This is a genomic window from Bacillus sp. RHFS10 (assembly GCF_016757475.1).
Lineage (GTDB): Bacteria > Bacillota > Bacilli > Bacillales > Bacillaceae > Bacillus > Bacillus subtilis_G.
The window spans coordinates 49,123-65,875 of record NZ_JAESPO010000002.1 but is presented as its reverse complement, the minus strand read 5'-3'; the positions used below and the strand labels follow the sequence as shown (position 1 = coordinate 65,875).

19 protein-coding genes and 2 pseudogenes are annotated in these 16,753 nt (G+C 44.7%); 10 read left to right on the top strand and 11 right to left on the bottom strand.

The features are described from left to right. Positions 1-132 precede the first annotated feature (132 nt). Entirely contained in the window at positions 133-333 is a 201-nt protein-coding gene (locus JMN17_RS07025) for a DUF2188 domain-containing protein (RefSeq protein ID WP_148963182.1), read from the top strand. A 46-nt stretch (positions 334-379) separates the two neighbouring features. Here JMN17_RS07025 and JMN17_RS07020 read toward each other — a convergent pair whose 3' ends face one another. After that, positions 380-583: a hypothetical protein gene (locus JMN17_RS07020; RefSeq protein WP_087993674.1), complete on the bottom strand. Its 204-nt coding sequence runs from the start codon at positions 581-583 to the stop codon at positions 380-382. 120 nt (positions 584-703) lie between these two features. On the opposite strand from JMN17_RS07020, the gene JMN17_RS07015 reads away from it, so the two are divergent. The 3 genes from JMN17_RS07015 to JMN17_RS07005 all read left to right on the top strand — a co-directional run bounded on the left by JMN17_RS07015 (position 704) and on the right by JMN17_RS07005 (position 4,356). Further along, a complete protein-coding gene (locus JMN17_RS07015; protein WP_064815417.1) occupies positions 704-847 on the top strand; it encodes a YycC family protein in 144 nt (47 codons plus the stop codon). A 72-nt stretch (positions 848-919) separates the two neighbouring features. Beyond that, a complete protein-coding gene (locus tag JMN17_RS07010) occupies positions 920-2,122 on the top strand; it encodes a CynX/NimT family MFS transporter (RefSeq protein ID WP_202327763.1) in 1,203 nt (400 codons plus the stop codon). Between the two features lie 116 nt (positions 2,123-2,238). Further along, a complete protein-coding gene (locus JMN17_RS07005) occupies positions 2,239-4,356 on the top strand; it encodes a glycosyltransferase family 39 protein (RefSeq protein ID WP_202327762.1) in 2,118 nt (705 codons plus the stop codon). A gap of 47 nt (positions 4,357-4,403) precedes the next feature. Here JMN17_RS07005 and rplI read toward each other — a convergent pair whose 3' ends face one another. The 4 genes from rplI to JMN17_RS06985 all read right to left on the bottom strand — a co-directional run bounded on the left by rplI (position 4,404) and on the right by JMN17_RS06985 (position 8,170). Further along, a complete protein-coding gene (rplI, locus tag JMN17_RS07000; protein ID WP_087993671.1) occupies positions 4,404-4,853 on the bottom strand; it encodes a 50S ribosomal protein L9 in 450 nt (149 codons plus the stop codon). Continuing rightward, complete coding sequence (gene gdpP / locus JMN17_RS06995; protein WP_087993670.1) at positions 4,850-6,829, bottom strand: cyclic-di-AMP phosphodiesterase GdpP; 1,980 nt, start codon at positions 6,827-6,829, stop codon at positions 4,850-4,852. The genes rplI and gdpP overlap by 4 nt, the downstream gene beginning before the upstream one ends. Positions 6,830-6,865: 36 nt before the next feature. Further along, complete coding sequence (locus JMN17_RS06990; RefSeq protein ID WP_087993669.1) at positions 6,866-7,795, bottom strand: YybS family protein; 930 nt, start codon at positions 7,793-7,795, stop codon at positions 6,866-6,868. Between the two features lie 225 nt (positions 7,796-8,020). Then, on the bottom strand, positions 8,021-8,170 hold the full coding sequence (locus tag JMN17_RS06985) for a hypothetical protein (RefSeq protein ID WP_087993668.1): 150 nt from the start codon (positions 8,168-8,170) through the stop codon (positions 8,021-8,023). A 143-nt stretch (positions 8,171-8,313) separates the two neighbouring features. Between JMN17_RS06985 and JMN17_RS06980 the strand changes: the two genes are divergently transcribed. After that, positions 8,314-8,796, top strand: a complete 483-nt coding sequence (locus JMN17_RS06980) for a spore coat protein (RefSeq protein WP_202327761.1) — start codon at positions 8,314-8,316, stop codon at positions 8,794-8,796. A 29-nt stretch (positions 8,797-8,825) separates the two neighbouring features. Here JMN17_RS06980 and hypR read toward each other — a convergent pair whose 3' ends face one another. After that, positions 8,826-9,203 carry a transcriptional regulator HypR gene (gene hypR / locus JMN17_RS06975; protein WP_202327760.1) on the bottom strand — a complete coding sequence of 126 codons (378 nt, stop codon included), beginning with the start codon at positions 9,201-9,203 and terminating at the stop codon, positions 8,826-8,828. Between the two features lie 203 nt (positions 9,204-9,406). Here hypR and JMN17_RS06970 point away from each other — a divergent pair, with 203 nt between their 5' ends. Further along, positions 9,407-10,336: a manganese-dependent inorganic pyrophosphatase gene (locus tag JMN17_RS06970; RefSeq protein ID WP_202327759.1), complete on the top strand. Its 930-nt coding sequence runs from the start codon at positions 9,407-9,409 to the stop codon at positions 10,334-10,336. Between the two features lie 33 nt (positions 10,337-10,369). On the opposite strand, the gene JMN17_RS06965 is transcribed toward JMN17_RS06970, so the two are convergent. After that, positions 10,370-10,816 carry a DUF6376 family protein gene (locus tag JMN17_RS06965; RefSeq protein WP_202327758.1) on the bottom strand — a complete coding sequence of 149 codons (447 nt, stop codon included), beginning with the start codon at positions 10,814-10,816 and terminating at the stop codon, positions 10,370-10,372. A gap of 435 nt (positions 10,817-11,251) precedes the next feature. Here JMN17_RS06965 and JMN17_RS06960 point away from each other — a divergent pair, with 435 nt between their 5' ends. After that, positions 11,252-12,562, top strand: a complete 1,311-nt coding sequence (locus tag JMN17_RS06960) for an MFS transporter (RefSeq protein ID WP_087993662.1) — start codon at positions 11,252-11,254, stop codon at positions 12,560-12,562. A 61-nt stretch (positions 12,563-12,623) separates the two neighbouring features. Here the strand turns inward: JMN17_RS06960 and JMN17_RS06955 are convergent, their stop codons facing one another. The 3 genes and pseudogenes from JMN17_RS06955 to JMN17_RS06945 form a co-directional block, all read right to left on the bottom strand. Beyond that, a complete protein-coding gene (locus tag JMN17_RS06955; RefSeq protein WP_087993661.1) occupies positions 12,624-13,097 on the bottom strand; it encodes a ferritin-like domain-containing protein in 474 nt (157 codons plus the stop codon). Positions 13,098-13,186: 89 nt separating this feature from the next. Then, a complete protein-coding gene (locus tag JMN17_RS06950) occupies positions 13,187-13,984 on the bottom strand; it encodes a hypothetical protein (protein ID WP_202327757.1) in 798 nt (265 codons plus the stop codon). 73 nt (positions 13,985-14,057) lie between these two features. Then, positions 14,058-14,446, bottom strand: a pseudogene (locus tag JMN17_RS06945) (YybH family protein). Between the two features lie 147 nt (positions 14,447-14,593). Here JMN17_RS06945 and JMN17_RS06940 point away from each other — a divergent pair. From JMN17_RS06940 to JMN17_RS06930, 3 genes are all read left to right on the top strand, one after another. Continuing rightward, entirely contained in the window at positions 14,594-15,442 is an 849-nt protein-coding gene (locus tag JMN17_RS06940) for a pentapeptide repeat-containing protein (protein WP_087993658.1), read from the top strand. 18 nt (positions 15,443-15,460) lie between these two features. Then, positions 15,461-15,904: a GNAT family N-acetyltransferase gene (locus tag JMN17_RS06935; RefSeq protein ID WP_202327756.1), complete on the top strand. Its 444-nt coding sequence runs from the start codon at positions 15,461-15,463 to the stop codon at positions 15,902-15,904. An 82-nt stretch (positions 15,905-15,986) separates the two neighbouring features. Continuing rightward, positions 15,987-16,466 (top strand): DUF2798 domain-containing protein, encoded by a 480-nt coding sequence (locus JMN17_RS06930; RefSeq protein WP_087993656.1) that lies wholly within the window; start codon positions 15,987-15,989, stop codon positions 16,464-16,466. Here the strand turns inward: JMN17_RS06930 and JMN17_RS06925 are convergent. Further along, a pseudogene (locus tag JMN17_RS06925) lies at positions 16,450-16,702 on the bottom strand (hypothetical protein); the annotation flags it as partial. The gene JMN17_RS06930 and the pseudogene JMN17_RS06925 overlap by 17 nt on opposite strands. Between the last annotated feature and the right edge of the window lie 51 nt (positions 16,703-16,753).

Here is a 16,753-nt window from a genome sequence, read left to right as displayed (position 1 = left end):
CCATTCTACCATTTCTACAGAAAAAAAATAGAAAAATTGTCTGTTTCCTGTTTTTTTCAGGTAGCCGATTGGATCGTTTCGGACAGTAACAGGTCGGGAAAGACGAAATAAAACGTGAGGGAGGAATGAAAGATGATGAAAGAATATGCCGTTACACCCAATGTCGATGCGGATGGCTGGTTTATTAAGGTGGAGAATGTGGCGCCGACAGCTTTGTATACATCTAAAGACGCCGCAATTGAAAAAGCCAAACAGGTGGCAAAAGAAAACAGTCCGGCAAAGCTTGTGATTTATGACAAGTTTAAAAATGTAGAAGAGGAATACTCATATTAATGAATGAAACCCTTCGCGGCAGCGGGGGGTTTTTAGCGGTATCGCCTTATTTCATCCATTGGAAACCTGTGTGCATCATCAGATCCGCCGCTTTTTGATATAGATCCCACTCCTCGAACGAAGCACATTTCCCCATCAGTTCTTGAAGCTTTAGCCTCACTGCTAAATATTCTTCAAAGGTGACAGCTTTCTCAGTGTCTTTTTGTCGTTCATTCAGCATTTGTTTTAATAATGGCAACTGCGTGTACATAGGAACCCTCCTTACCTCTTTTATAACGGGCATTTTCGGATTGCTCTACTCCTTTGTGACATCTTCTTACGTTTCCCATCTGATTCTTGTACAATGGACAGAAGAGAGGAGGAATCTTTTGTGAGACCTTTGCAAATTTCTGCTGAAACTGCACAAAAGCTTGCAGAGTCCTTGAATCTGCCGCTTGAACAGATCATGCATATGCCTCAGCATATCCTGCTTGCCAAATTGGCCGAATTGCAGAAAGAAGAAGAACAATCGTAGCATTCGTTCGCATACTTGCTGATATCTTATGGAATTATATTTAGTATATGTTAGAAAGAAGGAGTAACTGCTTTGCCAAAACACAAAAACATCCAATCTTTTTGGCTGATCATCGGCATTATCTTTATCGCCTTTAACTTGAGACCAGCGATCACTTCAGTTGGTCCGGTCATCAGCTCAATCAGGGCAGATCTTCATATGTCGAATGGGACAGCCGGATTTTTAACAGCGCTGCCGCTGCTTTCGTTTGCGGTTCTTTCTCCGCTTGCGCCTAAGTTTGGACAGCGGCTTGGAAATGAACGGACCTTATGGCTCGGCCTTCTGATATTATTGATCGGGATTTTGCTTCGTTCTGCCGGCTTGATCTCGGCCTTATTTGCCGGAACGGCATTAATCGGCATCGGCATTGCCATCGGAAACGTTCTGCTCCCAAGCTTAATTAAGCATAAATACCCTGAAAAATCAGGAATCATGATCAGCTTATATACCACCTCAATGTGTATATTCGCCGCTTTAGCGTCAGGTGTCAGTGTACCTCTGGCAGCACAAATGGAGGGCGGATGGAAACAGGCCTTTCTCTTATGGGGCGGTTTAGCTTTCCTTGCATTGCTAATCTGGATTCCTCAGCTGCGCCACCGGGATACGGCAAACAAGGCGGTAAAGCTACAAACCAGTTCCATTTGGGCTTCCAAAATGGCATGGCATGTCACCATTTTTATGGGACTGCAATCCTTTTTATTTTACAGCAGCATCGCATGGTTTCCCGAAATTCTCCGTTCACACGGGATTGATACGTCAACAGCCGGATGGATGGTGTCACTCATGCAATTTGCGAGTCTGCCTTCCACGTTTCTGACACCTGTTTTCGCAGATCGCTTGAAACACCAGCGCGGCATTGTTGCGGGGCTGACTGCCGTTTATCTCATCGGGCTATGCGGATTGCTGGCGGGCGGCAGCCATATCCTGCTTGCCGTCTGGATGATCATCATCGGTATCGGACAAGGCTCCAGCATTAGTCTGGCGCTCACTTTAATTGGTCTCCGCAGTGAAAATGCCCAGCAGGCCGCCGCGCTGTCAGGCATGTCTCAGTCGTTCGGCTACCTGCTTGCAGCCATCGGGCCAATCTTTGTCGGCTATCTCTTTGACCAGACGCATTCATGGACAATGCCGCTTGTCCTTCTCATTGCCGCCCTGATCACAATGGGAGCAGCCGGGCTGGGGGCCGGTCGGGATCAATACATTCTTCAGCCAGAGAAACAAAGAAATTCAGCCTAAAAAGCGGGGAAGATCTCTCCGCTTTTTTCCATGAAATTCTTTGAATAGTTATGGTTTATTCATAAGTTTTTCATATTTGTTTTTTACAATTAGACACCATAAAGAGGTGAAAAACGATGAAAAACAAACGATTCGACTTTATCCTTATTCTCATTTTGCTTGCAGCGGCTTTTCTAAATACGTATAACATTTGGCAGGATGACACAGCGAACCAATACTATTTGGCGGCTGTGAAAAGCATGACGCTAAGCTTCCACAATTTCTTCTATGCGTCTTTTGACCCTTCCGGATTTGTAACAGTGGATAAACCGCCTGTTGTTTTATGGGTTCAAACGATTTTCGCACTGGTTTTCGGCGTTCACACGTGGAGTGTAATCATGCCTCAGGCTCTCGCCGGAGTTGGATCTGTATACCTTATCTACAGAATGATCAAACCGGCCTTTGGAATTGGAGCGGCCCGCATTGCCGCACTTGTCATGGCACTGACGCCTATTGCAGCAGCCGTCAGCCGAACAAACAACATTGACAGCATGCTTGTCTTTACCTTATTGCTCGGTTCAGCTTGCCTGCTTCGGGCAGTAAAGCAAGGCAAACTGCTTTGGCTGTTGACGGCATTTGCCCTGATTGGACTCGCCTTTAATATGAAAATGATGCAAGCGTTTATGGTATTGCCTGCATTTGTGTTATTCTACCTGATTGCATCTCGGGTTTCTCTGAAGAAAAAAATCGGCTCTCTGATTCTGTCTCTCATCCTTCTGACAAGCCTTTCGCTCTCATGGGCAGTTGTGGTCGATTCAGCCTCATCTACCAGCCGCCCGTATGTCGGAAGCAGCCAGACCAACTCAGTGTTAGAACTGGCCTTCGGTTACAACGGCACAGAGCGTCTGTTAGGACAAACCACTGGTCTTGCAAAGGGTGATACAATTGCCGCAGGCGGTAACACGCAGAATCATAACACCATGCAAACGCCAAACGGAAGCGGATCATTTTCCTCTCAGGACGGAACCAGCAAAACTGACGGAAGTGTCAGCAATCAAAACGATAACCAATCATTCCAGAACAACTCACAGGCACATCAGCCGCCCAGCGGACAGACCGGCGCTTCCAATGGAGGCGGTGGCACACCTCCAACAAGAGGTAACGGACCTGGAAACGGCGGGCCCGCCGGTGGAAACGGAGGACCTGGCGGTGGCGGCGGAACAAGCATGACTATGTTCGGCACCGGCGATGCAGGACCGCTTCGTCTCTTCCAATCGGCGCTTTCCGGCCAAATCAGCTGGATGCTTCCATTCGCATTGATCGGATTGCTGGGCGGAATCGTCAGCTGGTACCGTGATCGCCGCGGACAAGCAGCTGAAATGAAAGAAACGATCTTCTGGACAGCTTGGCTCGTTCCTGTGGCTGGTTTCTTCAGCGTCGCAGGATTCTTCCACCAGTATTATTTGATCATGCTGGCACCGCCGATTGCCGCACTTTCCGGTATTGGCTGGTATACGATGTACCGTTTATACAAAAACAATAAAGACTGGGCCAGCTGCCTGCTGCCCGCAGCCGTTCTGATCACAGCCGCGTTTCAGGTTTATATTCTGAGCGCTTATACAAGCCAAATCGGCAGTGTATGGATGTATGTACTGGGACTATTAGGATTTGGCGTCACTCTTGCGCTTCTGATGCTTAAACGCAGCCATCCGTTCAGCAAGCAGCTGACCATCATCAGCCTATGCGTTCTGCTGCTCGCACCGGTCTACTGGTCAGCAACACCGCTTCTATACGGAGGCAACAGCGTCCTTCCGGAATCGGGTCCGCAGCTCAAAAGTTCAGCAAACGGCGGGAGCATGTTCTCCTCAGAGGTCGACACCGCACTCCTGTCCTATCTGAGAAAGCATAATACCGGTGAAGAGTATTTATTCGCTACTTTGACAACCGTAACAGCTGCGCCATACATCATTAATGAAAATGAATCTGTTATGGCAATGGGCGGATTTAACGGCACAGATCCTATTCTGACTGTTTCCGAACTGAAAAAACTGGTCAAAGAAGGAAAAGTGAAATACTTCCTTCTGTCAGAAAATAACTCAGGCAACAGCGATCTTGTTTCCTGGATTAAGAAAACCGGAAAAGAAATATCATCTGACGAGTACAGCAGTTCCTCCAGCGGCACAAACAGCAGTCATCAAGGCATGAGAGGAGGACCTGGCGGTGAAAGCCAGCAAACTCTTTATCTTGTGGAATAAATAAAAAAAGAGGCTTGGATTGCTCCAAGCCTTCTTTTCTATTTCTATTAAGCTTCTTCTTTCACATGTACCTTCAACACAGCCTGCACCTCAGGATGCAGCTTCACAGGCACGTTTGTATATCCTAACGCACGAATGCCGTCCGGCAAGTCAAGTTTCCGCTTATCTACTTTAATCTTATGGTCTTTTTGGAGCTGTGCAGTAATTTGTTTACTTGTTACAGAACCGAATAAACGGCCGCCTTCACCTGATTTCGCGCTGAGCTCAACAGTCAGTTTTTCTAAAGTCTCTTTTAAGTTCTTTGCCTGCTCAAGCTCGGCGATGGCTTCTTTTTTCTCTTTCTGCTTTTGTCCGTTTAGCACGCTGATGTTTGACGCGTTCGCTTCCACTGCGAGGCCTTTTTTAATCAGAAAGTTTTGCGCATATCCGTCTGCTACGTTTTTGACTTCGCCTTTTTTTCCTTTTCCTTTTACATCTTGTAAGAAAATAACCTTCATCTCTGTACGCCTCCCTCAAAATACTCATCTATGGCGTGCTTCAGCCGCTCCAGCGCTTCTGTTACTGAAATGCCGGACAGCTGAGTCGCCGCATTTGTTAAATGTCCTCCGCCTTCCAGCGCCTCCATGATGATCTGAACATTGACCTCGCCAAGTGACCGCGCACTGATACAAACGGTTTGTTCATCCCGTCTCGCCACCGCAAATGAAGCCTCAACCTCACTCATAGAGAGCAGCGAATCAGCCGCCTGCGCAACCAGCACTTGATCGAAGTATTCCTCCTCATTTTCAGGAAGAGAAGCAATCGCAATGTTCTCTTTATAAAGGACCGTATGCTGGATCAGCTTCGCCCGTTTAATATAGGAATCAACGGTTTCTTTCAGGAACTTCTGCACAAGCACCGTATCGGCGCCTTTTGCCCTTAAATAAGAAGCAGCATCAAAAGTCCGCGATCCTGTGCGGAGAGAAAAGCTCTTTGTATCCACTATTATACCAGCTAATAGGGCTGTTGCTTCAATCATATTGATTTTTAAGCGCTTCGGCTGATATTCAAGCAGCTCTGTCACCAATTCAGCTGTCGAAGAAGCGTACGGCTCCATATAAACGAGCAGCGGATCTCTGATAAACTCCTCACCCCTGCGGTGATGGTCGATGACCACGACATGTTCAATTTTATTGACCAGCCGTTCCTCCATGACAAGTGACGGCTTATGTGTATCAACGATCACAAGCAGCGTGTCATCATTGGAAATCTCCATCGCTTCTTCAGGGGTAATAAACCTTGACCACAGCTCTTCATATTTTTTGATTTCTTCAATCAAACGCTGGACACTTGATCCGATTTGGTTTGGATCAATGACGATAAAACCGTCTTTGTTATTTGCCTGAGCCACCTTTAAAATTCCGATCGCTGCGCCGATAGAATCCATGTCAGGGAATTTATGACCCATGATAATCACATTGCTGCTTTCAGAGACGATTTCCTTTAAGGCATGGGAAATGACACGGGCCCGCACCCTTGTTCGTTTCTCCATCGGGTTTGTTTTACCTCCGTAAAACTTCACCTTGCCGTTCGGCAGCTTAATGGCTACTTGGTCTCCGCCGCGTCCCAGCGCTAAATCCAAGCTGGATTGCGCCAAATCGCCAAGTTCTTTCAGCGAGGAGACTGAAGCCCCGACACCAACACTTAACGTCAGCGCAACGCCGTCGAATGAGGTTTTTTCCCGTACCTCATCAAGAATTGAAAACTTCGAATTTTCGAGTTCAGTTAAGATGTGTTCATTAAGTACAGCAATAAAGCGTTCTGAAGACGTCCTTTTCAGGAAGATCCCGTACTCCTGCGCCCAAGCGTTCAGCAAAGATGTCACCTGGCTGTTCATTGTGCTTCTCGTCTGGTCATCCAACCCTTGTGTCACATCATCATAATTATCAAGGAAAATATACGCCAGCACGGTTCTTTCGTTTTCATAAAGCTTTTCAATCTGGATTTGTTCCGTTACATCAAAGAAATACAACAGGCGCTCATCCCGTTTGATGACAACCTTAAACTTACGGTCATTCAATGTAACCGTTTCCGATTCCACCTCTTGTTTGATGAGCGGCACAACCGATTCACAGGTATCGTAAAGTGATCTCCCCACTAATGTGCTTTCATTAAAGCAAGAAGAAAGGAACGGATTTGCCCATTCTATATAATATTGATCATTAAAAAGCATGATGCCGATCGGCATTTCCATCAATGCCTCTTCACCGACTTTTTTCAACCTGTAGGATAACGTAGAAATATAATCATCAATCTCTTGTCGAATAAGAGAATCAGCGCGTTTAATAAAAAACAAAATAACTGCAAGCAACAGCACTTCGACGGTTCCTAATATCCAGTTAAAATAAAAGCTGATGAGGATTGCAATGATTGACAGAGCAATCATGGCATAGATGGGATACCGAAACAGCGGTTTTTCATAAAAGCTTGGCATTTCTATCACTCCCCACCATGTGAGTAAAACTCATGTTCATTTCACCTTATTCCTTATATTAAAGCCTATATCTATAACGCCTAAAATGCGAATCGCTGCCATAAAAATCGGATGCACGAGCCCAAGAACCACTGCAATCACAGCCACAGCCTTCGGATATTGTTTTTTATGGCAATAGAAAAAGATAAATGATAAACCTTGGATGAAAATCAGAAACCCGAGTATAAACTCCCCATTTAAAGCGATAGAGTACAGCATTTGGCCCTTTTCTAAAGGCAAAAATGAAAGCAACACAATCATTAAATACAGCACTACAACACTTTGCGGAAACTTCAACTCTCTAAAAGGCTTTAGATTAGGAATATCGGGGGAGAATCGCCTTAAGAGCGGCTTAGCGATAAGGTAACTGAGGAAAGAAAAAAGAGCTCCTACCATCACAATAGCTGTTGGAAAAAGATATTGAACGATACCCAATTGTTCTTCCATCAGTTTCAATTGCTTGTCAAGCTGTTCAGCATTGCCCGACTGCTTCACTACCGTTTCTACCATATCAAGAGACTGCCGGTATTGTGTCATTGCTTCATCAATGATATTGATACCCAAAAACTGAATGCTTATCACAAAATAGAAGACAATACTAAGCATATAAATAAGGGCGCCCGAAATGATCGCGTTCCCGGGTTCTTTCTTTTTGAAAAAGTGCCCCATGGCAATGCCGGCGCAAGCTGACATAAAAGCTAAAATAAGTCCGTTAAAGGACCCGACAATAAAAACAACCGGAAGACTGACAGCGCCCATCCATATTCCCAATTTGAATCCATGTCTAATCGTATACAGGATCATGGGCAGCGGCAGTGCAAAAAACAAAATTGTTCCGATCACAGGTACATATACGACCAAAAGCGTGATGATCGCAAACAGACTGATTAAAACAGCGCCTTCCATTAAAGCTCTCGTTTGTTTCACTTAGTCACCTCGTATCATCCTTAAAACACGAATAGAAAAGAGCAGCATAAACGACTGCTCTTTTTTCATCGTTGCAACATGCTTTGCACCGAATGTTTTAATATCTTCTCTACATTTTACTTTTATATTTTAACATAAGTCCAAATCGCAAGTAAAATGACGCTGATGTTTCATGTGAAACATTGCAAATGAAAAGACATTCTTTGAAAAGAATGCCCATCACGATTAATGTTTATCATCCATAAAGCCAGAAGATTCCTTGTTTTTCTTTTTCGTTTTTCTGACATACATAAAGATCAAGATCACCAGTAAAAGGGTTGTTGCCTGCAGAACGCCGCTGCTAAACAAGAAAAAATTCCTTATCATGTCCCACATGTGTTTCACCTCATTTGCATGTTCTCAACCCGTATCCTATATAAGGTGAATTTCCCGTTTTAAAAACTTCAAAACATCATGAACAACATTGAGCGTTAGGCATATGCTGATATGGAATCTCATTGATAAAGGAGAATTGTTACATGGATGAACGCAGAACATTGGCTTGGCATGAGACATTAGAGTTGCATGAGCTGGTCGCTTTTCAGGCAATCGGACTCATTAAACTGAAGAAAATGATAAAAGAAGTAAAAGACCCTCAGCTTAAACAGCTTTATGCCGTATCCATACAAGCCATTGAGCAAAATTTAAGAGAGCTTCTCCAGTTCTTCCCTCAGGCACCGATGCCTCGTGAAGACGAAGAGGAACGTGCGGATAACCCATTCTACAGCGGCGACTTGCTTGTTCTTGCCAAAACATCTGTCCGCAACTACGCCATTGCCATCACTGAAACAGCGACACCTCAATTAAGAAACGTGCTTGTCAAACAGCTGAATGCAGCCATTAAATGGCATGCGCAAATATTCCAATACATGTATCAGCGCGGATACTATCCAGCTTACAACCTTTCTGAACTATTGAAAAATGATGTCAGAAACGCCAACAAAGCCCTTTCAATGAAATAAAACAAGCAGCAAAGGAGTTCCCTTTGCTGCTATTTCTGCTGATCCTTCAGCAAGCCGTTCGAACGATAAGATTCCAGCACATCTCTGTTGGATTCTCCCCATTCCTTCATTTGCAAAACAATCGGTTCCAGCGTTCGCCCAAATTCCGTCAGAGAATATTCAACCTTGGGCGGCACCTGATGGTAAACCTCACGATGCACGATACCATCCGCTTCCAGCTCCCGCAGCTGTAGGGTGAGCATTCTCTGGGTAATACTCGGGCAGATTCGGCGAAACTCATTAAACCGTTTCTTGCCATCTATCATGTGATAAAAAAGAATTCCTTTCCACTTTCCGCCAATGACATCTAGCGTAAATTCAACTGGACAGCCTTCTTTGTTCGGGTATTTATTCTTTTTTTCACTCATACTTGACCTCCCATAGTACCTTTTTTGATACTACATCACATTTCGCAACTTAGCTACCCAGTATTTTACACGCCCTTTCTCTTCAGCTCAAAGAAAATGCTTCTTATTCACATCAATTTTTAAGGGTTTGTATGATTACACTCGCAACAAGACGTGTTAAACTATATAAAGATTACACTATTTAAAAAGGATAAGGAGCTATCATGGAAAAGATACTTATTTTCGGACACCAAAACCCAGACACAGATACGATTTGTTCTGCGATTGCTTATGCTGATTTGAAAAACAAACTCGGCTTCAATGCTGAGCCAGTCCGTCTTGGACAGGTCAACGGCGAAACACAATACGCGCTTGACTACTTCAAACAAGAAAGCCCTCGTCTTGTAGAAACAGCTGCAAACGAAGTGAACGGCGTTATCCTTGTTGACCACAACGAACGCCAGCAAAGCATCAAGGACATTGAAAACGTTCAGGTTCTCGAAGTCATCGACCACCACCGTATCGCAAACTTCGAAACAGCTGAGCCACTTTACTATCGTGCTGAGCCTGTAGGCTGTACGGCTACAATCTTAAACAAAATGTACAAAGAAAATAACGTGAAGATCGAGAAAGAAATTGCCGGCCTTATGCTGTCTGCGATCATTTCTGACTCACTGTTATTCAAATCTCCAACTTGCACAGACCAAGACGTAGCAGCAGCAAAAGAACTTGCGGAAATTGCTGGCGTAGATGCTGAAGAATACGGCTTGAACATGCTGAAAGCTGGCGCTGATTTAAGCAAAAAAACAGTGGAAGAGCTGATTTCTCTTGATGCGAAAGAATTTACACTCGGCAGCAAAAAAGTCGAAATCGCACAAGTGAACACAGTAGACATTGAAGATGTGAAAAAACGCCAAGCTGAATTAGAAGCTGCGATTTCTAAGGTTGTGGCTGAGAAGAAGCTTGACCTATTCCTTCTTGTCATCACAGACATCTTAGAAAATGATTCACTTGCCCTTGCGATCGGTAACGAAGCAGCGAACGTGGAAAAAGCGTTCAACGTTACATTAGAAAACAACACAGCCCTCTTAAAAGGCGTTGTTTCCCGTAAAAAACAAGTCGTCCCTGTCTTAACAGACGCAATGGCTGAATAATGAAAAAGCATCCCGCGCAGGGATGCTTCTTTCTTATTCGCCCAGCTTTTCAATCTGCCCCATCACATCAGTGATTTGATTTGCGTTTTGGACAATGTCCGACTGCTCCAATGTTTCAAGCGATACCTTGCCTTCTTCCACTTGTTTTAACACATCTTCAGCGCTTTTCTGCAAGGTTTCGTTATGCTCCTGAATGGTTTGATGAATCTTCGCTGCGGCATCAGGCGGTGTTAATTCATTAAAATCAACGGCAGCCTGCTGAACCGTTTCAAGCTGTGCTTCAAGTTTTCCTTTCGCCTCCGCGTCATTTACAGCTTGCTCGGCCAATTCAGGTGCCTCCTCTGCAAATGTCTTCACTTTCTCCACATAGCCTGCGGCTTCACTTGTATAATTCAATCCGTCATTCACCTGGTCCAACATGCCACATCCGCCTGCACTCAAAAGCCCCACACCGGCAAGAACAGTCAAAATGATTTTCATCGTTAGCCTCCTCATCGCTTCTTCTTCATTTTTTCCTTTAAGATCGGGATCAATTTCTCTTTTGCTAACGGCAGCCCTTTCCTCACCATTTCACGCTTCAGCCACTTTTTCAGCTTAGACATACCGACGCTCCTCTCCATTTTTGATAAAAATGAAAAAACTCCACCGATTTGGTGAAGTTCCGAAACAAAAAGACCTTCACCAAATCAGATTTGGCAAAGGTCTCGCTAACAATGAGATTGCCAGCAAAGCCGAGGACATCTTGTCCCGTAATGACGACTTTACTGTAAAAGCTACTCCCCTTTGGAGTGTTCATTTTTATTACTTTCATTCTAAAGCACCGGGCATTTTCAGTCAAATTCCTGTTGTCCGTTTACGCAAAAGCACGCTGTGGTATTTAAAATTTGAATGGTATTTTCATCAGGAGATCATGCTATGACAGAGGAGGTTTTCATCATGAGTCAAGAGCGCGTGAAACGGCCTGGGCATACCAGATGGTATATATCTTCGTTACTCAGCGGCATTATTATTCTTAATTATTTTGACCGAGTGGCCATCTCTGTAGCGGCCCCCGCCATACAAGATTCGTTTCACCTTACAGCAACAGAACTCGGCATCGTGTTTTCCATTTACACCTATTCCTATACACTGATGCAGCTGCCTGTCGGGAGTTTGCTGGACCGGTTTGGCGTGGCATGGGTTACAAGGATCGGAATGACAATATGGAGCTTTTTAACGATCCTTCTTGCTTTTTTGCAAGGAAAATTGCTGTTATATTTGTTCCGTTTTCTCATTGGGCTGACGAGCGCCTCTGCGTTCCCTGCCGCTTCCAAGGCAACCGCTCTATGGTTTCCTCCAAGCGAGCGGGGCTTGGCCAACTCACTGTTCGACTCGGCCGCCAAGTTTTCAAACGTAATCGGCGCGCCATTGGTCGCCTTTCTTGTCACCGCGTTTGACTGGCGTGTCGCTTTTTTAACGATTGGGTGCATCAATGTGCTATTTACGATCTTTTTCTGGCATTATTATGAGCAGCCTGAACGGCACAAACGCATTTCCAAAAGTGAGCTAAACTATATTCAAAGACACAATTCAATGACAACAGAGCAAATCCCTTACAAAACGGGTCCGCTTTTAAAAAAGCTTTTCTCCAACCGTAAAGTATGGGGCTTGATGATTGGATTTACTGGGTACGGCTATACATTCAACCTGCTGCTCACCTGGCTTCCGACTTTCTTTAAACATACATACGGAATGGATATCATGTCGTCCGGTTTATTTACAGCCGTGCCCTGGCTGATCTCAACCATTTCCGGAATTGTCGTCGGCGGCTGGCTCGTCGATTACTTCATTAAGAAAGGTTATCCTAACACCAAGGTGTACCGAACGGTAATCATTGTCGGAATGAGCTTTGGCTTTTTCTTTTTAGGCTCGATTCTGACGAACAATATCACCGTCGCGATTATCTGTATTTCAATCGGACTCGCCGGTATTTCCGCAACCGCTCCAGTCGGCTGGTCCATTTCAGCAGAACTGGCACCGATCGGTTCCGTGTCCATGCTGAGCTCCATGGTGAATCTGGCAAACAACTTGTTCGGAGGCATTATCGCTGCTTCACTGACGGGATATTTGGTTGATGTGACAGGATCCTTTACGCTCAGCTTTCTGGTAGCCGGTTTTGTACTGCTGCTCGGGCTGGTTTTTTATGTGTTTGTATTAGGGGATGTAAAACGAATTAAGCTGGAATAAAGAGTGCGTGTTGAAAGCACTCTTTTTCTTTGGCCAAAAATCTCTCATGAGACAACTTCCCCTATTTGTCATGAAATGAAAATTTGGGTGCAGGAATCTCCTTTTTTTCAATACCTAAAGCCATTTCCAAATCAATGGCATGCTCTTGTTCAGTTACTGCAATATTTCTGATTTTTTGGGCAGAGTCATACATGCCGAGTGCTTCGAATTGGCGAATTCGCTGCAAATAGCGGCGAATCGCATCATATTCACCTTGGAGATCCTGCCGGAGCATTTCATCATTATCCATTGACGTATATACCGGGGCCACTTGTGTTGTCGGGATTCCCCCTAAATACTGAATTAATTCATTTAACACGACCGCATGGCCAAACTCATCCTGAGAATGCTCTTGCAATTCTTCGGCAACCGCAAAATAGGCGGCTCCCTTCAGGAGACTGGCATGCTGCGCATATTGTATCCCCGCAGCATACTCCCAAGCTAAATCCAAATTCAGGCCGTACACAATTTGCTCAATCGCCTCTTGATTACTCAAACAGAATCTCTCCTCATTTGCAATGTGCTATATCCTATTCCGTCTGGGCGATAGTGATACAAATAAATCATAGGCCGACCGTTTTATACTTACGATAAGTGACCCCCAACAATCAATACATTCTGGCGGTCAAGCATAAATCTCCGCCCGTTCCATTTCAACACGGTTTGGACATATCCCAGTGAGTCAGCATTATACCTCCCGGCGATCCGCTGGTACGCCAGCAATTCGTACGTGCCGTCTCTGTCAAAATCAACCGGGTACAAGCCAGACAAGGGATTCACCCAGCCTTCTATCGGCATTTTCAACACACCCTGCTGGGTATAAATCTCATTCAAATATTCCCTGCCCTTGTAAGTAAGATCGAGAATATACATTTCTTTCTGATGGTGGCTGGTGACGCTCACTTTATATTGATTTTGGTACTTCACACTGTACTTCCATTCAGCATTAAACACATCCGAATGAAAAATCCGTCGGAACTGCCGGTTTAGATATGCAAAAACATACGCATATATCGTGCCGCCGCTTCCCCCAGTGTCTATTACCACTGCCACATCATCCATCTTGTCGCCTGTCATATCCCCAAGAAAAAGAGACGGATTATATCCCATATTGTTTTGGAGCTGGATTCGCTGTTCCTGATGGGTTCTGCCGTCACGGATCACCAATGTGATATTTCTCCATAAAGGGCTGCCAGGCATTTGGATGCCAGTGAGAAAGACCTCATCAATAACGCCGTCTCCCGTTACATCTCCGCGGGCTGATGTAATGATGGCGCTGGAGGATGCAATGGGCTGCCGAAATACGTATGGATATTGAACAAACCCTCTGTGCCTGTCTGCATAAAACCAATAAGGATTCATTCTGATGTCATACAGATTCAATGAAGTCACCTTCCCTCATCAGCTGAATGAATCATTATATGCGCAAATAGCATGTCAAAGACATATCTGGACGCTAAACACCAATTAAATCCGTTCCATATGAATTATCGATGGCACAAAGCCACTCGCCTTGCGCATTCTTCTTAAACACACAGGTCGCCCTTCTTTCCATCGCATACTCGGAATCTATTTTATCCGAATCAAGCAGTGTCTGAGAAAGGACCAGTGCAGTGTCTCCTGCTTCCAAAATGGTCATTTCCCCTTGTGTCGGGACAATATGATGATTGAAATAGTTTGCGATCGCCATAAACGCTTTTTTGATTTCTTCTTTGCCTCGCGCGATCATGCCGGCTTCACAACTAAAATGGCATCTTCCGTGTAGTAATTCATCAGTGTATCAAAATCTTCATTTTGAATTGCCAAATCACACGCAGAGATGATGTCTTTTATTTGCTGTTCCAAAGGATGCCCTCCTAATCATCATGATTGGATATATTATACATCGTCTGGCCATCTGAAACCCTAAAAACAAAATGACAAGTACCCCTGCTTCCTATATAATCAAATAGATATATTTAACAAAGTTCCCAAGTGGAGGGGTGAACGATATTGTCTGCTGAAGTAACGTTACATGATAATATACATCATGATTTAAGTGCGGATTGCCAGCACTGTTTTGGCCTGTGCTGTGTCGCTTTGCCTTATGCGAAATCAGCGGATTTTGCTTTTGATAAAGACGGGGGTACGCCTTGCCGCAACTTACAATCAAACTATCAATGTTCTATCCATAAAGACCTCCGAGAAAAGGGGTTTCGAGGCTGTTCTGCTTATGAATGCTTTGGCGCCGGCCAGAAAGTATCCCAAATCACTTGTGAGGGAAAGGATTGGCGAAACCACCCGAAAACAGCCAACGAAATGTTTGACGTTTTCCCAATCATGCAGCAGCTGCACGAAATGCTCTGGTATTTACACGAAGCGCTTTCTATAGAGACGGCCAAACCGATTCATCGCGAGCTGCGGGCCTGTTTCGAAAAAATAGACAAGCTCACCAGACTCAGCAAGGAAAATTTGCTGACACTGCAAGTACACGAGCACCGGGCTGAGATCAATGAATGGCTGTTAAAAACGAGTGAGCTGGTGCGCGCCCAAGCACGCAATCCAAAACGCCCGAAAAAAATCAGCCGGGGAAGTGTCCTGATCGGCGCGAAACTGAAAGGGCTTGATCTGCGCGGAGCAAACCTAAGAGGAGCACTGCTCATTGCTGCCGATCTGAGAGATGCAGACCTGAGAATGTCAGACTTTATCGGTGCAGATGTAAGAGACGCTGATCTCAGCGGCGCCGACCTGACCGGGAGCATTTTTCTGACGCAGGCACAGGTGAATGCCGCAAACGGCGATGCAAACACAAAACTGCCGCCGTCACTACAAATCCCCGCCCATTGGGTCACAAACCGATAAAAAAGAGAGGCTCACATCATGAATGTGAAAAGAATAACGTCAGAACATGATTTGAATACAGCGTTTGAAATCAGAAAGACAGTATTTGTAGAGGAACAAGGCTGTCCCGTTTCAGATGAATTTGATGAGTTCGATACACTCCGCGAAGATTGCCGGCACATTCTCGTTTATCATCAGAATGAACCCGTTGGCACTGCACGTGTCCGTATTGTTGATCAGGTGGGAAAACTGGAAAGAATCTGCATTCTGAAACCCTATCGCAAATTCGGGCTGGGCAAAAAGATCGTCGATGCGTTAGAACGCATTGTGAAAGAACAAGGCATTTCCTCATTCAAACTGTACGGCCAGACACAGGCGGCAAACTTTTATGAAAAACTCGGCTATCAGACAGCATCAGAAGAATTTATGCTGGACGGCATTCCGCATGTGCTGATGACAAAAGAAGAAGATTCTGGCCAATAAATTGTTCACAAATTTGTCACTTATGAGCATGAGCGGTTCATTGGTATACTAATCACCCATTATTAAGAGAAGGAATGATTGTATGCCAACAAATAAAAAAGAAGGTCTTATCTTTGGCGTGATGATGTGTTTTGGGATGGTCTGCGTCATGTCGATTTACAATGCCATCATCAACGGAGCTATACACGATTTTTCATTTGTAACAGTTTTTGAAATGATCATCGGTTTTATTGTAGCGCTGCTGTTAGATTTACTGTTAGTGGGCCCCCTTGCCAAAAAGATTGCCTTCAGCATGCCGTTTGACAAGTCTAAGACATTATATGTCGTTCTTGCCGTGTCGACGTGTATGGTGATCGGCATGGTGCTTTGTATGTCTGTGTTCGGTTTAGTGACAGCTGCTTTATCAAATGGACTGAACGGGGACAGCCTCTTCAGCGCTTACCTAATGATTGTATTGAAAAATTTCATCTTAGCTTATCCATTGCAATTACTGATTATGGGACCATTAGTCAGAGGGATTTTTATGAAATTTGTAAAACCAAAGCTCACAGCTGCTGTTTAAATAGAAAAGGAGTAAGCCTTGACACACACTCCTTTTTCTCACGAATCGAATGTAAAACAAGCTCCGCAAACGCCTCCGCGGCAGGCAGCTGCCATTTTTTCTTTTTGATTAACATATGAGAGTAAAGCGGATCAAAGCTTTCAGCATGATGAAGGATTTTCAGCTTATCCTCCTCCACTTCTTCTTTCAGTGTGATGTAAGGCTCCAAGCTCGCTCATGACCGTTTGTTTAATCGCCCTCTCCCAGGATCACTAATGCATCTATCAATAAAATACTGAAGCATCTCA

What these genes read in the sequence shown, in the direction of transcription:
- JMN17_RS06970 (WP_202327759.1), top strand. Translation starts at nt 9,407, where the DNA reads ATGGAAAAGATACTTATTTTCGGACACCAAAACCCAGACACAGATACG.
- JMN17_RS06980 (WP_202327761.1), top strand. Translation starts at nt 8,314, where the DNA reads ATGGATGAACGCAGAACATTGGCTTGGCATGAGACATTAGAGTTGCAT.
- rplI (WP_087993671.1), bottom strand. Translation starts at nt 4,853, where the DNA reads ATGAAGGTTATTTTCTTACAAGATGTAAAAGGAAAAGGAAAAAAAGGC.
- hypR (WP_202327760.1), bottom strand. Translation starts at nt 9,203, where the DNA reads ATGAGTGAAAAAAAGAATAAATACCCGAACAAAGAAGGCTGTCCAGTT.
- JMN17_RS06985 (WP_087993668.1), bottom strand. Translation starts at nt 8,170, where the DNA reads ATGTGGGACATGATAAGGAATTTTTTCTTGTTTAGCAGCGGCGTTCTG.
- JMN17_RS06930 (WP_087993656.1), top strand. Translation starts at nt 15,987, where the DNA reads ATGCCAACAAATAAAAAAGAAGGTCTTATCTTTGGCGTGATGATGTGT.
- JMN17_RS07005 (WP_202327762.1), top strand. Translation starts at nt 2,239, where the DNA reads ATGAAAAACAAACGATTCGACTTTATCCTTATTCTCATTTTGCTTGCA.
- JMN17_RS06935 (WP_202327756.1), top strand. Translation starts at nt 15,461, where the DNA reads ATGAATGTGAAAAGAATAACGTCAGAACATGATTTGAATACAGCGTTT.
- JMN17_RS06960 (WP_087993662.1), top strand. Translation starts at nt 11,252, where the DNA reads ATGACAGAGGAGGTTTTCATCATGAGTCAAGAGCGCGTGAAACGGCCT.
- JMN17_RS06965 (WP_202327758.1), bottom strand. Translation starts at nt 10,816, where the DNA reads ATGAAAATCATTTTGACTGTTCTTGCCGGTGTGGGGCTTTTGAGTGCA.
- gdpP (WP_087993670.1), bottom strand. Translation starts at nt 6,829, where the DNA reads ATGCCAAGCTTTTATGAAAAACCGCTGTTTCGGTATCCCATCTATGCC.
- JMN17_RS07025 (WP_148963182.1), top strand. Translation starts at nt 133, where the DNA reads ATGATGAAAGAATATGCCGTTACACCCAATGTCGATGCGGATGGCTGG.
- JMN17_RS07020 (WP_087993674.1), bottom strand. Translation starts at nt 583, where the DNA reads ATGTACACGCAGTTGCCATTATTAAAACAAATGCTGAATGAACGACAA.